This window comes from Dyella sp. RRB7, from assembly GCF_022761115.1.
Classification (GTDB): Bacteria; Pseudomonadota; Gammaproteobacteria; order Xanthomonadales; family Rhodanobacteraceae; genus Dyella.
This window is the reverse complement of sequence record NZ_JAKWJS010000002.1, coordinates 569,484-583,682: the sequence shown is the minus strand read 5'-3', so window position 1 is coordinate 583,682 and position 14,199 is coordinate 569,484. Positions and strand designations below refer to the sequence as shown.

Annotated in this window: 11 protein-coding genes; 6 read left to right on the top strand and 5 right to left on the bottom strand. The window is 65.7% G+C overall.

Going from position 1 to position 14,199, the window contains the following annotated elements; genetic code table 11:
* Nucleotides 1–26: 26 nt before the first annotated feature.
* A complete protein-coding gene (locus MJ606_RS08875) occupies nucleotides 27–1,577 on the bottom strand; it encodes an amino acid permease (protein ID WP_243049159.1) in 1,551 nt (516 codons plus the stop codon).
* 222 nt (nucleotides 1,578–1,799) lie between these two features.
* Here MJ606_RS08875 and MJ606_RS08870 point away from each other — a divergent pair, with 222 nt between their 5' ends.
* Nucleotides 1,800–2,330 carry an NUDIX hydrolase gene (locus MJ606_RS08870; protein WP_243049158.1) on the top strand — a complete coding sequence of 177 codons (531 nt, stop codon included), beginning with the start codon at nucleotides 1,800–1,802 and terminating at the stop codon, nucleotides 2,328–2,330.
* 61 nt (nucleotides 2,331–2,391) lie between these two features.
* Here the strand turns inward: MJ606_RS08870 and MJ606_RS08865 are convergent, their stop codons facing one another.
* From MJ606_RS08865 to MJ606_RS08850, 4 genes are all read right to left on the bottom strand, one after another.
* Nucleotides 2,392–2,913 carry a 3-hydroxyanthranilate 3,4-dioxygenase gene (locus MJ606_RS08865; protein WP_243049157.1) on the bottom strand — a complete coding sequence of 174 codons (522 nt, stop codon included), beginning with the start codon at nucleotides 2,911–2,913 and terminating at the stop codon, nucleotides 2,392–2,394.
* 62 nt (nucleotides 2,914–2,975) lie between these two features.
* Nucleotides 2,976–4,046: a PLP-dependent cysteine synthase family protein gene (locus MJ606_RS08860; RefSeq protein WP_243049156.1), complete on the bottom strand. Its 1,071-nt coding sequence runs from the start codon at nucleotides 4,044–4,046 to the stop codon at nucleotides 2,976–2,978.
* 95 nt (nucleotides 4,047–4,141) lie between these two features.
* A complete protein-coding gene (parE, locus tag MJ606_RS08855) occupies nucleotides 4,142–6,037 on the bottom strand; it encodes a DNA topoisomerase IV subunit B (protein ID WP_243049155.1) in 1,896 nt (631 codons plus the stop codon).
* A 181-nt stretch (nucleotides 6,038–6,218) separates the two neighbouring features.
* Entirely contained in the window at nucleotides 6,219–8,018 is a 1,800-nt protein-coding gene (locus MJ606_RS08850; protein WP_243049154.1) for an aminopeptidase P family protein, read from the bottom strand.
* Nucleotides 8,019–8,243: 225 nt separating this feature from the next.
* Here MJ606_RS08850 and cyoA point away from each other — a divergent pair, with 225 nt between their 5' ends.
* The 5 genes from cyoA (at nucleotide 8,244) to MJ606_RS08825 (ending at nucleotide 14,173) form a co-directional block, all read left to right on the top strand.
* Nucleotides 8,244–9,221 (top strand): ubiquinol oxidase subunit II, encoded by a 978-nt coding sequence (gene cyoA / locus MJ606_RS08845; protein WP_343214807.1) that lies wholly within the window; start codon nucleotides 8,244–8,246, stop codon nucleotides 9,219–9,221.
* 3 nt (nucleotides 9,222–9,224) lie between these two features.
* Nucleotides 9,225–11,249, top strand: a complete 2,025-nt coding sequence (gene cyoB, locus MJ606_RS08840; RefSeq protein ID WP_243049153.1) for a cytochrome o ubiquinol oxidase subunit I — start codon at nucleotides 9,225–9,227, stop codon at nucleotides 11,247–11,249.
* A gap of 3 nt (nucleotides 11,250–11,252) precedes the next feature.
* Nucleotides 11,253–11,885, top strand: a complete 633-nt coding sequence (gene cyoC, locus MJ606_RS08835; RefSeq protein WP_243049152.1) for a cytochrome o ubiquinol oxidase subunit III — start codon at nucleotides 11,253–11,255, stop codon at nucleotides 11,883–11,885.
* Nucleotides 11,885–12,262 carry a cytochrome o ubiquinol oxidase subunit IV gene (cyoD, locus tag MJ606_RS08830; protein ID WP_243049151.1) on the top strand — a complete coding sequence of 126 codons (378 nt, stop codon included), beginning with the start codon at nucleotides 11,885–11,887 and terminating at the stop codon, nucleotides 12,260–12,262. The genes cyoC and cyoD overlap by 1 nt, the downstream gene beginning before the upstream one ends.
* Nucleotides 12,263–12,502: 240 nt before the next feature.
* Complete coding sequence (locus MJ606_RS08825) at nucleotides 12,503–14,173, top strand: CTP synthase (RefSeq protein ID WP_243049150.1); 1,671 nt, start codon at nucleotides 12,503–12,505, stop codon at nucleotides 14,171–14,173.
* Nucleotides 14,174–14,199: the final 26 nt, after the last annotated feature.

The following is a 14,199-nucleotide window of genomic DNA, read 5'->3' as shown; positions in this document are numbered from 1 at the left end:
GCGCTTGGCCGGCCCTTCGTGTCGGATCAGGAGTTTTGCTTGCGGAGCTTGCTGTGGGAATAGCCGTAGACGGCGTAGATCAGCATGCCGATGGTGGTCCAGCCCAGCATCAGCGGCCAGTTGGCGCTGAACGACTGCCAGAACAGGTACAGGCAGATCACCGAGCCCAGGACGCTCACCACCCAGATGCCGGGCACGCGGAAGGTGCGCGGCAGTTCCGGGCGGGTGTAACGCAGGATCAGCACGCCGATGCACACCGTGGTGAACGCCAGCAGGGTACCCATCGAGACCAGCTCGCCCAGGATGCTCACCGGGAACAGGCCGGCGAGCACCAGCGCGGCCACGCCAGCGATGACGGTGGCGATGTGTGGCGTGCGGTGCCTGGCATGCACGCGTGAAATGGTCGGCGGCAGCAGGCCGTCCTTCGCCATGCTGAAGAAGATGCGCGAGGTGCCCAGCAGCATCACCAGGATCACCGAGCTCAGCCCGGCCAGCGCGCCGAACGAGACGATGGCCTTCAGCCAGTTCAGTTCGGGATGGATGCTCAGCGCCGTGGCCACCGGTTCGGGCGTGCCCAGCATCTGGTACGGCGCGATGCCGGTGAGAGTCAGCGCCATGGCGATGTACAGCAGGGTGCAGATCAGCAGCGAGCCCAGGATGCCAATGGGCATGTCGCGCTGCGGGTTCTTCGCTTCACCGGCCGCGGTGGATACCGCGTCGAAGCCCACGTAGGAGAAGAACACCAGCACCGCCGCGCGGAAGATGCCGCTGGTGCCGAAGCGGCCCGGGCCTTCGGCCGGCGGAACGAACGGATGCCAATTGGCCGGGTTGATGAAGCGGAAGGCGAAGACCAGGAACAGCAGGATCACGACCACCTTGATCGCCACGATGATCGAATTGACGAACGTCGATTGGGTGATGCCGCGATAACACAGCATGGTCAGCGCGGTCACGATCAGGATGGCCGGCAGGTTGACGATGGTGTTGGTGGTGACCAGGAAGAAGTGCTCGGAGAACCTGGCGATGACGTGCTGGCCGGCTTTGAGGTGTTCGACCTGGCTGCCGTCCATGAAGGCCAGTGGCGCCGACGCCAGGTTGTCGGGCAGCGACAGCGACAGGCCGGTCCAGTGGCTGAGAATGGACAGGCATTCGTTGAAGTAGCCCGACCAGCCCGCCGCCACGGTGGCGACCGCGAACAGGTATTCGAGCACGAGATTCCAGCCGATGAACCAGGCGACGATCTCGCCGAGGGTGGCGTAGGAGTAGGCGTAGGCGCTGCCCGAGACCGGGATCATCGCCGCGAATTCGGCGTAGCACAGGCCGGCAAAGGCACAGGCGATGCCGGCCACGATAAAGCTGATGACCAGGGCGGGGCCGGCATGCTCGGCCGCTGCCTGGCCGGTGATGACGAAGATGCCGGCGCCGATGACCGCGCCAATGCCCAGCATGATCAGGTGACGTGCCGTCAGCACGCGCTTGAGGCTGGCTTCGCCTTGCAGGCCGTCGTGCGGCAACTCGCCCGCATCGACGTGTGGCGACGCTTGAATCGGATGCGTCGCAAACAGGTTTTTCAGCATGTCTCTCCCCTACAGCCTTGTTTTCATTCTTTACCGCTTATGACTGTGACGTTTGGCACGGTCGGCTCGTCGCTACCCCGGCAACGACAGGGAACCATAGCCCAGCGGAGCACGGGCGTACAAGTTGCACTGCGGCTGGGGCACGGGGCCGGGGTAGTCTGAAATAATGCGGGGTTGCCGCATCGACGGATGCCGCATGAAACCGATGGTCAGGATGGTCCCATGCACAACTTGCTCGAGCAGTTCCAGCACTACGCCCGGCGATGGCCGCAGGAAGAGGGAACGCCCCATTTCATCGAACTGCTCGCCACCGGCGAGCACAGTTTCAGGCGGGAGGCGCGCGATGCGCACTTCACCGGTTCGGCCTGGCTGGCCAGCGCCGATGGCGAACGCGTGCTGCTGACCCACCACCGCAAGCTGGGGCGCTGGTTGCAGCTGGGCGGCCATGCCGACGGCGACAGCGATCTTGCCCGCGTGGCCCTGCGCGAGGCGGAGGAGGAATCGGGGCTCGAGGGCCTCGGCGTGCTACCCGAACCGTTCGATCTGGATCGACACCGCATCCCGGCACGTGCCGACGAGCCGGAGCACTGGCATTACGACGTGCGCTACGTGGTGCGCGCCGGCGCCAGCGAGCGGTTCGTGGTCAGCGAAGAATCCCACGCACTGGCATGGCGCTCCATTCGCGAGATAGCCGACGATCCCGCCAGCGATACCTCGCTGCGGCGGATGGCGTGGAAGTGGCTGGCGCGATGATGCGGCGTGTTCGTCGTTCCAGCCTTCGCCGGCCCCGCATGATGGGGGAATCCGCTCGCCTTCAGGCGTAGCGTTCCGGCGCGGGATTGAGGTGCCCGCACTTCTCGCAGGTGCGCGCGTCGATGGAGCGATAGAACCGCTCGAACACGGGCGGAAAATCCCGCTCGATGCTGTCGAGCGTGAAGTACTGCTCGTACAGCTTGTGGTTGCAACGCTCGCAGAACCACAGCAGGCCGTCCTTCTCGCCGGCCAGGCGTCGGCGTTCGATCACCAGCCCGATCGAATCGGGCATGCGTTGCGGCGAGTGCGGCACGCACGGTGGCAGATAGAACACTTCGCCGGCGCGGATCGGGATGTCGCGGGCGACGCCTTCGTCCTGCACCTTCAGCACCATCTCGCCCTCGAGCTGGTAGAAGAATTCCGGCCCTTCGTCGTAGTGGTAGTCGGTGCGCGCGTTGGGACCGCCGACAATCATCACGATGAAATCGCCATCGACGATGCACTTGTTGCCCACCGGCGGCTTGAGCAGGTGCCGGTGTTCGTCGATCCAGCGTTGCAGGTCGATGGGGGATAGCAGTGACATGGGGCGTTCGTCCTGTGGGTCACATCAAGATAGCGTTGCGGCAGGGCTGGGGGAATGCCGGTTCAGTCGATCCAGCGGCCGTCGCGGACGATGGCTTCCAGGCGGGCCTGGTGGGTGGCCACGTCCAGGCCTTCGGCAGCGATCCACGGGGCGCTGTAGCAGGTGCCACTGTAACGCTCGCCGCCGTCGCAGATCAGGGTGACTACCGGGCCGCGCTCGCCGCTGGCGCTCAGCTCCGCCATCAATTGCAGCGATCCCACCAGGTTAGTGCCGGTGGAGCCGCCGCAGCGGCGGCCAAGCAGTTGTTCCAGCAGGCGCAGCGCGGCGATGGATGCCGCATCCGGCACGCGCAGCATGCGGTCGATCACGCCGGGCAGGAAGGAGGGCTCCACCCGCGGGCGGCCGATGCCCTCGATGCGCGATCCGCGCGTCAGCTGCAGGCGGCTGTCACCGCTGTTGTAGTAGTCGTAGAACACCGAGTTTTCCGGGTCGACCACGGCCAGCCGGGCCGGCGCGTGCTGCGCCGAGCGGTAACGGATGTAGCGGCCGATGGTGGCCGAGGTGCCGCCGGTGCCGGCGGGCACCACGATCCAGCGCGGCTCCGGATCGGGCTCGCGCTGCATCTGGCGAAAGATCGATTCGGCGATGTTGTTGTTGCCGCGCCAGTCGGTGGCGCGCTCGGCATAGGTGAACTGGTCCATGTAATGGCCGTCCAGCTCGGCGGCCAGGCGTTGCGCCGCGCCGTAGACATCGGTGTCGTCGATGAAGTGGCAGTGGCCACCGAAGAATTCGATCTGCGCCACCTTGTCGCGCGATGTCGTGCGGGGCATCACGGCGAAAAACGGCAAGCCCAGCAGGCGAGCGAAATACGCCTCGGAAATGGCCGTGCTGCCGCTGGAAGCCTCGATCACGGGGCGACCTTCGTCCAGCCAGCCGTTGCAGATGGCATACAGGAACAGCGAGCGCGCCAGCCGGTGCTTGAGGCTGCCGGTGGGGTGGACGGATTCGTCCTTGAGATAGAGCGGAATGCCGGGAAAGGCAGGCAGATCCAGCCGGATCAGGTGCGTATCGGCCGAGCGGTGGGCCTCGGACTCAAGGGTTTCGATGGCGCGGCGGATCCAGGCAGCGTGCATCCGGTCAGCCTAGCGCCGGCTTGCGCGCAGTCCATTGACCTGTGTCAGTGCAGGGGTTTCTTCCTCTCCACGCAGGGGAGAGGAAGGGTAGAGGCTCAGACTTCGAGCGTGGCCAGATCGCCCTTTTCTTCCAGCCACGCCTTGCGGTCACCCGCGCGCTTCTTGGCCAGCAGCATGTCCATCAGCTTGATGGTGCCGTCGTCGTTGGCGGCGTCGACGGTGAGCTGCACCAGGCGGCGGGTATCGGGGTGGATGGTCGACTCGCGCAGCTGGGCCGGATTCATCTCGCCCAGGCCCTTGAAGCGGGTGGTGCTGACCGCGCCCTTCATCTTCTCGCGCTGGATGCGTTCGAGCATGGCGTTCTTCTCGTTCTCGTCCAGGCAGTAGAACACCTGCTTGCCCACGTCCACGCGGAACAGCGGCGGCATCGCCACGAACACGTGGCCCTCGCGCACCAGCGCCGGGAAGTGGCGCAGGAACAGGGCGCTGAGCAGGGTGGCGATGTGCAGGCCGTCGGAGTCGGCATCGGCCAGGATGACGATCTTGCCGTAGCGCAGGCCGGACAGATCGTCCTTGCCCGGATCGCAGCCGATCGCCACGGCCAGGTTGTGCACTTCTTCCGACGCGAGCACCGAGCCCGATTCCACCTCCCAGGTGTTGAGGATCTTGCCGCGCAGCGGCAGGATGGCCTGGAATTCCTTGTCGCGCGCCTGCTTGGCGCTGCCGCCGGCCGAATCGCCCTCGACCAGGAACAGCTCGGTGCGGGTGAGGTCGGTGGCGGTGCAGTCGGCCAGCTTGCCGGGCAGGGCGGGGCCTTGGGTGATCTTCTTGCGCACCACCTGCTTGGCCGCCTTCAGGCGCGCACTGGCGCGCTCGATGGCGAGCTGGGCGATGCGCTCACCCAGCTCCACGTGCTGGTTGAGCCACAGGCTGAAGGCGTCATGGATGACGCTTTCCACCATGCCGGCGGCCTGGCGCGAGGACAGGCGCTCCTTGGTCTGGCCGGCGAACTGCGGGTCCTGCAGCTTGGCCGACAGCACGAAGGCGAGGCGTTCCCACACGTCTTCCGGCGCCAGCTTCACGCCGCGCGGCAGCAGGTTGCGGATATCGCAGAACTCGCGGATGGCGTTGGTGAGGCCCGAGCGCAGGCCGTTGACGTGGGTGCCGCCCTGCGCGGTGGGAATCAGGTTGACGTAGCTTTCCTGCACCAGCTCGCCTTCGGGCAGCCAGGCGAGCGCGACATCGAGGCCATCGGCCTCGCGCTGCATGTGGTGCACGAACAGCTCGGCCGGCAGCGCCTCGGCGCCGTCCAGTTCGTCGCGCAGGTAATCGCGCAGGCCGTCCTCGTAATACCACTCGTTGACTTCGCCGGTGGCTTCGTCGGTGAGCTTGACGCTGAGGCCCGCGCACAGCACGGCCTTGGCGCGCAGCAGGTGACGCAGCCGGGGCAGCGAGATCTTCGGCGAGTCGAAATACTTCGGATCGGACCAGAAGCGCACCGTGGTGCCGGTTTTCTTCTTCGGCACGTTGCCGATGATTTCGAGATCGCTGGCGCGGTCGCCGTGCTCGAAGGCCATGCGGTATTCGTTGCCGTCGCGGCGGATGGTCACTTCCACCCGGCTGGACAGCGCATTGACCACCGACACGCCCACGCCGTGCAGGCCGCCGGAGAAGTTGTAGTTCTTGCCGCTGAACTTGCCGCCCGCGTGCAGGCGGGTAAGGATCAGCTCGACGCCCGGGATGCCCTCGTCCGGATGGATGTCCACCGGCATGCCGCGGCCGTCGTCGCTCACCTCGACCGAGCCGTCGGTGTGCACGATCACTTCCAGCGTCTTGGCGTGGCCGGCGAGCGCCTCGTCAACCGAGTTGTCGATCACCTCCTGCGCCAGATGGTTTGGTCGGGTGGTGTCCGTATACATGCCGGGGCGGCGCTTGACCGGGTCAAGGCCGGAGAGGACTTCGATGTCGGCGGCGTTGTAGCGACTGCTCATGCGTGTGGATCGGGTCTCGGGAAGCGCAGCAGCATGGCTGGGCGTGGGGGAGGGGTCAAGACGGTTTTGAGACGGCGGTGAAAGGCGGCACGCCGTCATCCCGGCGAAAGCCGGGATCGAGTGCCTCTAGCAGCCGGGACGCCGGGTCCCCGCTTGCGCGGGACGACGATGGGGCGACCCGTCACAGCGGCGCGCAATGCCGCTCCAGCCAGGCCAGGTCCGCCTCTTCGAGCAACGGAGTCAGGGCGGCGCGCACGGTGGCGTGGTAGTCGTCCAGCCAGGCGCGTTCCTCGGGGTTGAGCAGGCCCGGTTCCAGCGCGCGGCGGTCGAACGGACACAGGGTGAGGGTTTCGAACGCGTAGAACTCGCCGAACTCGGTGCGATCAGCCTCGATCACCACCGCCAGGTTCTCGTGGCGGATGCCGTGGCGGCCGGGCTTGTACAGGCCCGGCTCGATCGAGCTGATCATGCCCGGCTCCAGCGCCACCAGCGCGGCGCCCGATACCGGCGGGCGAATGCCCTGCGGACCTTCGTGCACGTTGAGGAAGTAGCCCACGCCATGGCCGGTGCCATGGCCGTAGTCCATGCCGCTGGCCCATAGCGGGGCGCGGGCCAGCGCGTCGAGCTGCGGACCGCTGGCGCCCTTGGGGAAGCGGGCGCGGCTGAGCGCGATCATGCCCTTCATCACCAGGGTGGCGTCGCGGCGCTGCTCGGCGGTGGTTTCGCCCAGGGCCAGCACGCGGGTGATGTCGGTGGTGCCGCCCAGGTACTGTCCGCCCGAGTCGACCAGCAGCAGGCCGTGCGGCTTGAGCGTGCTGTGCGCTTCGGGCGTGGCGCGGTAGTGCGGCAGCGCGCCGTTGGCCTGGTAGCCGGCGATGGTGGCGAAACTTTCGCCCACGAAATCGGCCTGGGCCGAACGCTCTTCGCGCAGCAGCGCGTCCACGTCCAGCTCGGTCTGGGTCATGCCGACGGTGACGCGTTCTTCCAGTCGACGGAACGCCCGCACCAGCGCGGCACCGTCGCGACGCATCACTTCGCGGATGTGATCCAGTTCGGCCTCATTCTTGCGGGCCTTGAACCAAGTGCTGGGGTTGGCCGCCTCGATGGTCTGCGTGGCGGGGCCGATGGCCGCCGCCACGGCCACCACGACACGGCCGCTGTCGAGCAGCAGGCGGTCCTTCGGGCCCAGTTCGGCCAGCGCATCGGTCACCGTCGCGTAGTCGGCGATGCGCACATCGTCGGCCGCCAGGCTGGCCACCAGGGTGTCGCTCAGCTTGCCGCGTCCCACGAACAGCGTGGCGTAGCCGTCCGCCTGCACCAGCAGGTGGGCGAGGAACACCGGATTGCACTCCACGTCACTGCCGCGCAGGTTGGTCAGCCAGGCGATGTCGTCGAGGCTGGAGATCAGGTGATGCGTGGCTTCCAGCTTGCGCATGGCCGTGCGCAAACGACCGAGCTTGTCGGCGCGAGGGGTAACGGCGTAGCGCGGCGGGTGTTCGACCACCGGATGGGCCGGCAGGGCGGGGCGGTCGGGCCAGATCAGGCCGGGCAGGTCCAGGTCGGTGCGCAACGCGGCGCCGACGCTTTCAAGGCGGTGTTCCAACTGGCGTGCGGTGGCGAGCGACACGCTGTCACCGGCGACGGCGAGGGTCTGGCCCGGCTGCAGCTGCTGTTGCAGCCATTCCAGATGCTCGGGTGCGTGCGCGATGCGCTGCTTCATCAGTTCGATGCCGGTGCCGGCCAGTTGCTGCGTGCCCTGGGCGAAGTAGCGCGAGTCGGTCCATAGCCCCGCATGGTCGGCGGTGACCACCAGCGTGCCGGCCGAGCCCGTGAAGCCGCTGAGCCAGGCACGTGCCTGCCAGTGCGCGGGCAGGTATTCGGACAGATGCGGGTCGGCGCTGGGAATCAGGCAGGCGGCGATGCCGTGTTGCTGCATGGTCTGCCGCAGGGCGGCGAGCTTGGCGGGCGTGGCTTGGTCCATCGCGGCATGTTAGCAGGGCGCGCCACGGTCGATTTCTTCGCCGTCGAGTGCGCTTTTTTTGTTGAAAAGGCGGGCGCGTGCTCTTGCATTGTGTTGTCAAGTCGCCGCAGCGCGGTGCGCAAGAATTTACCACTGCGGCATTGTGTCTCAAGCACGAACAAATTCGTTTCCAGATCGTTAGGATGCCGCCCGTCCCCACGCCGTACCTTCAGGTTGTCCGTGAAAATGCATGCTCTTTTCTCCCGCCTGCGTTATGCAGGCGTAGGCGCGGCCGTGTTCCTCAGCGGCTGCAACATGGAAGTTCTCAATCCCAAGGGCGATATCGGCGCCGATGAGAAGTCCCTCATCCTGATTGCGCTGGGCCTGATGGCCGTGGTGGCGATTCCGGTGATTGCGATGACGCTGTGGTTCGCCTGGCGCTACCGCTCGACCAACAAGCAGGCCACCTATGCGCCGACCTGGTCGCACTCGACCAAGATCGAGGTGGTGGTGTGGACCATCCCCGCGATCATCGTGGCCATCCTGGCCGTGATTACCTGGCGCACGTCGCACACGCTCGACCCTTACAAGCCGCTGGCGTCCGACGCCAAGCCGGTCACCATCCAGGTCGTGGCGCTCGACTGGAAGTGGCTGTTCGTCTACCCGGACTACGGCGTGGCCACGGTGAACGAGGTCGCCTTCCCGACCGACGTGCCGGTGAATTTCCAGATCACCTCCGATTCGGTGATGAACGCCTTCTTCATTCCGCAGCTGGGCAGCCAGATCTACGCCATGGCCGGCATGGAGACCAAGCTGCACCTGATCGCGCGCGAGCCGGGCACGTATGCGGGCCTGTCGTCCAACTACAGCGGCGAAGGCTTCTCGGATATGCATTTCCAGGCCATCGCCACCTCCGCGGATGGCTTCAAGGACTGGATCGCCAAGGCCAAGGCCACCCAGGCCGCGCTGAACGACGATACCTACAAGGCGCTGTCGGCGCCGAGCATGAAGGTGCCGGTGGCCTACTACGGCAGCGTCGCGCCGGACCTGTTCACCCATGTCATCAACAAATACATGAACGACATGTCGCATGGCGACATGCCCATGCCTGCACATGAAAGCGCGGACGCCAAGGCCGCCGGCGACATGCCCATGCAGATGGACTCCCATGAGGGCGGGGAAGCCATGTCCTCCCCCGTCACCCCGGTCAAGGCAGAGAAGTAAACCATGTTTGGAAAGCTCACCCTCGACGCGATCCCGTACCACGAGCCGATCGTGATGGGCACCCTCGCCGCCGTGCTGCTCGGCGGCCTGGCGACGCTGATCATCGTTACCCGCATGCGTGCGTGGGGTTACCTGTGGTCGGAGTGGTTCACCTCGGTGGACCACAAGAAGATCGGCGTCATGTACATCATCGTGGCCCTGGTCATGCTGCTGCGCGGCTTTGCCGACGCCATCATGATGCGCCTGCAGCAGGCCATGGCCTCGGCCGATTCGGCCGGCTACCTGCCGCCGCACCACTACGACCAGGTGTTCACCGCGCACGGTGTCATCATGATCTTCTTCGTGGCGATGCCGCTGATCACCGGCCTGATGAACCTGGTGGTGCCGCTGCAGATCGGCGCGCGCGACGTGGCCTATCCGTTCCTGAACTCGCTGAGCTTCTGGCTGTTCGTGTCGGGCATCGTGCTGGTGATGGTGTCGCTGTTCATCGGCGACTTCGCGGCGACCGGCTGGCTGGCGTATCCGCCGTTGTCGGGGCTTGAATACAGTCCCACCGTGGGCGTGGACTACTACATCTGGGCGCTGCAGCTATCGGGCCTGGGCACCACGCTGAGCGGCATCAACTTCATCGTCACCATCATGAAGATGCGCACGCCCGGCATGACCCTGATGAAGATGCCGGTGTTCAGCTGGACCGCGCTGATCACCAACATCCTGATCGTGGCGGCGTTCCCGGTGCTGACGGTGACGCTGGCGCTGCTGACCGCCGACCGCTATCTGGACATGCACTTCTTCACCAACACCCTGGGCGGCAACCCCATGATGTACGTGAACCTGATCTGGATCTGGGGCCATCCCGAGGTCTACATCCTGGTGCTGCCGTGCTTCGGCGCGTACTCGGAAATCGTGGCCACGTTCTCGAAGAAGCCGCTGTTCGGCTACACCTCGATGGTCTATGCCACCGCGGCGATCGGCGTGCTGTCGTTCCTGGTGTGGCTGCACCACTTCTTCACCATGGGTTCGGGCGCGAACGTCAATGCCTTCTTCGGCATCATGACGATGATCATCTCGGTGCCCACCGGCGTGAAGCTGTTCAACTGGTTGTTCACCATGTATCGCGGCCGCGTGGAAATGAGCGTGCCGATGCTGTGGACGATCGGCTTCATGATCACCTTCGTGGTCGGCGGCGTCACCGGCGTGCTGATGGCGGTGCCGGCGGCGGACTTCGTGCTGCACAACAGCCTGTTCCTGATCGCGCACTTCCACAACGTCATCATCGGCGGCGTGGTGTTCGGCTGCATGGCGGCGATCAACTACTGGTTCCCCAAGGCGTTCGGCTTCCGCCTCAACGAGCGCTGGGGCAAGGCCTCGTTCTGGTGCTGGCTGGTCGGTTTCTACCTGGCCTTCATTCCGCTGTACATCCTTGGCCTCAAGGGCATGACGCGCCGCATGAACCACTACGCCAATCCGGAGTGGCAGCCGTACCTGGTGGTGGCCCTGGTGGGTGCGGTGGTCATTGCCATGGGCATCTTCTTCACCGTGCTGCAGTTCTACGTCAGCGTGCGTGACCGCAAGAAGCTCACCGATCCCAGCGGCGACCCATGGGGTGGCCGCACCCTGGAATGGTCCATCAGTTCCCCGGCACCGTTCTACAACTTCGCCCTGCTGCCGCAGGTGCGAGAACTCGATCAGTTCTGGGAAGACAAACAAAACGGAGTCGCCTACGTGCAGCCTGCCAAGTACGAAGACATTCACATGCCCCGCAACACCGGCGTCGGTGTGGTCATGGGCGCGTTCGGTGCGGCCCTGGGCTTCGCCCTGGTGTGGCATATCTGGTGGCTGGCGGGCGTTGGCCTGCTGGGCATGATCGGTGCGTTCATCGCCCGCGCCTACGACCGTGACGTCGATTACTGGGTGCCGGCGGCCGAGGTCGAGCGGATCGAGCGTTCGCGCCACGCGCAGTTGCAGCAGTTCCAGACCACGCAGGTGGCCCCGGTGGCGGCTCCCTCGCGCCAGAAGGTGGCTTAACCCATGAGCAGTACCGCACTAAGCGCCCATCACGGCGCGCTCGACGGCGTCTCCCACGGCGGGGACGCCCACCATCACGACGACGGATCCAAGACCCTGCTGGGGTTCTGGATCTACCTGATGAGCGACTGCCTGATCTTCTCGGGCCTGTTCGCCACCTTCGCCGTGCTGGCCAACGCCACCGCGGGCGGCCCGACCGGCAAAGAGCTGTTCGAGCTGCCCTACGTGCTGGGCGAGACCATGCTGCTGCTGGTCTCCTCGGTCACCTTCGGCATGGCCATGCTGAACATGCATGCCGGCCACAGGGGCAAAGTGATTGCCTGGCTGGCGGTGACGTTCCTGTTCGGCGCCGGCTTCATCGGCATGGAGGTCTACGAGTTCGCCCACCTGGTCCATGAGGGGGCGGGCCCCAGCCACAGCGCGTTCCTGTCGTCGTACTTCACCCTGGTCGGCACCCACGGCCTGCACGTGACCTGCGGCCTGATCTGGCTGGTGGTGATGATGGACCAGATGCGCCGCTTCGGGCTGACCGACGCCACCCGTCGCCGCCTGTCGTGCCTGAGCCTGTTCTGGCACTTCCTGGATATCGTCTGGATCTGCGTGTTCACCTTTGTCTACCTGCGGGGGGCCATCTGATGGCAGGCAGCAACCATTCCCATGACGTGGCCCATCACGAGGCCGCCCACGCCGACCACGGCAGCACCAAGTCCTACCTGATCGGCTTTGCCCTGTCGGTGGTGCTTACCCTGGCCTCGTTCGGCGTGGTCATGAGCGGCGCCGTGCCGCATGACCTGATGATGCCGGGCATCGTGGTGTTCGGCGTGGCCCAGCTGGTGGTGCAACTGGTGTGCTTCCTGCACATGGGCACCTCGCCGGCCCAGCGCGGCAACCTCGCCATCATGCTGTTCACCGTGCTGATCCTGGCCATCGTGGTGGTCGGCTCGCTGTGGGTATTGCACAACATGAACGAGAACATGATGCATCCGCTGCCGCGCATGATGCCGGTGGAGTAAGCCGGTTCTCGGGCTCTACGGCAAAGGCGCCTTCGGGCGCCTTTGTTTTGCGCGTGGTCTGCGAGGTTCGAGCTGTAGCCCCTGTCCCCCTATGGCCGTCATTCCGGCGAGGGAGAGGGATTGGGCGTGGCGGGGAGGCGCAGGCTCAATCTTGAACGAGTCAGTCATCTGGGCCACTCCAGCCCTCGCGGCCGGACCGTTCTTCCTCTAAAATGCCGATTTCCAGCACGGCTGCATCCCATGACCCCCCTGATTTTCGTCACCGGCGGTGTGGTGTCCTCGCTTGGCAAGGGCATCGCCGCGGCGTCGCTGGCTTCCATCCTGGAAGCGCGTGGCCTCTCGGTCACCATGATGAAGCTGGATCCCTATATCAACGTGGATCCCGGCACCATGAGTCCCTTCCAGCACGGCGAGGTCTATGTGACCGACGACGGCGCCGAGACCGATCTCGACCTCGGCCACTATGAGCGCTTCGTCAATACCCGCCTCACCGGCAAGAACTCCATCACCACCGGCAAGATCTACGAGTCGGTGATCCGCAAGGAGCGCCGCGGCGATTACCTCGGTGCCACCGTGCAGGTGATTCCGCACATCACCGACGAGATCAAGCACTGCATCCACGAGGCCACCCGCGGCTTCGACGTGGCGCTGGTGGAAATCGGCGGCACGGTGGGCGACATCGAGTCGCTGCCGTTCCTGGAGGCCATCCGCCAGCTGCGCATCGAGCATGGCCCGGAGAAGGTGCTGTTCATGCACCTGACCCTGGTGCCGTATATCAAGGCCGCCGGCGAGATCAAGACCAAGCCCACCCAGCATTCGGTGAAGGAGCTGCGCTCCATCGGTATCCAGCCGGACGTGCTGCTGTGCCGCTGCGAGCAGCCGCTGCCGGAAGGCGAGCGCCGCAAGATCGCGCTGTTCACCAACGTGCCCGAGAACGCGGTGATCAGCGCCGCCGACGTGGACATCATTTACAAGCAGCCGCTGTGGCTGCACAAGCAGGGCCTCGATGACATCGTGGTCCGCAAGCTGGGCCTGGACGCCGGCCCGGCCGACCTGTCCGGCTGGCAGCGCACCGTGGACGCGGTGGAGCATCCGAAGGACGAGATCACCGTCGCCATCGTCGGCAAGTACGTCGAGCACAAGGACGCCTACAAGTCCCTGGGCGAAGCGCTGCGCCATGGCGGCATCAAGCAGCTGACCCGGGTCAATCTCAACTGGGTCGATTCCGAGCAGGTGGAAGCCGAGGGCGCCGCCAAGGTGCTGGGCGGCGCCGACGCCATCCTGGTGCCGGGCGGCTTCGGCAAGCGCGGCTTCGAGGGCAAGGTGCTGGCCGCCAGGTACGCCCGCGAGCATGGCGTGCCGTACTTCGGCATCTGCTACGGCATGCACGCGGCGGTGGTGGATTTCGCCCGCAACGTGGCTGGTCTCACTGAGGCTGATTCCAGCGAGAACGACCGCAACACGCCCGATCCGGTGATCGCCCTGATCACCGAGTGGACCACCGCCACGGGCGAAGTGGAGCAGCGCAGCGAACGCTCGGACCTGGGCGGCACCATGCGCCTGGGTTCGCAGGAGTGCCGCCTCAAGGCTGGCACCCTGGCGCGCGAGATGTACGGCCAGGACGTGGTGCGCGAGCGCCATCGTCACCGCTACGAGTTCAACAACCGCTACCGTCAGCCGTTCGAGGACCTGGGCCTGGTGATCTCCGGCAAGTCGATGGACGACCTGCTGGTGGAGATCGTCGAGCTGCCGCAGCAGAAGCACCCGTGGTTCCTCGCCTGCCAGGCGCATCCGGAGTTCACCTCCACCCCGCGTGACGGCCACCCGCTGTTCATCGGTTTCGTCCGTGCCGCCCGCGAGTTCAAGGCGGTGCGCGAGGGTGAGCGCCTGGCCAAGGAGTCCGTGGCATGAACGTTTTCCACGTCCCTGTGACTGGG

What these genes read in the sequence shown, in the direction of transcription:
- MJ606_RS08865 (WP_243049157.1), bottom strand. Translation starts at nt 2,913, where the DNA reads ATGTCACTGCTATCCCCCATCGACCTGCAACGCTGGATCGACGAACAC.
- MJ606_RS08825 (WP_243049150.1), top strand. Translation starts at nt 12,503, where the DNA reads ATGACCCCCCTGATTTTCGTCACCGGCGGTGTGGTGTCCTCGCTTGGC.
- parE (WP_243049155.1), bottom strand. Translation starts at nt 6,037, where the DNA reads ATGAGCAGTCGCTACAACGCCGCCGACATCGAAGTCCTCTCCGGCCTT.
- cyoD (WP_243049151.1), top strand. Translation starts at nt 11,885, where the DNA reads ATGGCAGGCAGCAACCATTCCCATGACGTGGCCCATCACGAGGCCGCC.
- MJ606_RS08860 (WP_243049156.1), bottom strand. Translation starts at nt 4,046, where the DNA reads ATGCACGCTGCCTGGATCCGCCGCGCCATCGAAACCCTTGAGTCCGAG.
- cyoA (WP_343214807.1), top strand. Translation starts at nt 8,244, where the DNA reads ATGCATGCTCTTTTCTCCCGCCTGCGTTATGCAGGCGTAGGCGCGGCC.
- cyoB (WP_243049153.1), top strand. Translation starts at nt 9,225, where the DNA reads ATGTTTGGAAAGCTCACCCTCGACGCGATCCCGTACCACGAGCCGATC.
- MJ606_RS08875 (WP_243049159.1), bottom strand. Translation starts at nt 1,577, where the DNA reads ATGCTGAAAAACCTGTTTGCGACGCATCCGATTCAAGCGTCGCCACAC.
- cyoC (WP_243049152.1), top strand. Translation starts at nt 11,253, where the DNA reads ATGAGCAGTACCGCACTAAGCGCCCATCACGGCGCGCTCGACGGCGTC.
- MJ606_RS08870 (WP_243049158.1), top strand. Translation starts at nt 1,800, where the DNA reads ATGCACAACTTGCTCGAGCAGTTCCAGCACTACGCCCGGCGATGGCCG.
- MJ606_RS08850 (WP_243049154.1), bottom strand. Translation starts at nt 8,018, where the DNA reads ATGGACCAAGCCACGCCCGCCAAGCTCGCCGCCCTGCGGCAGACCATG.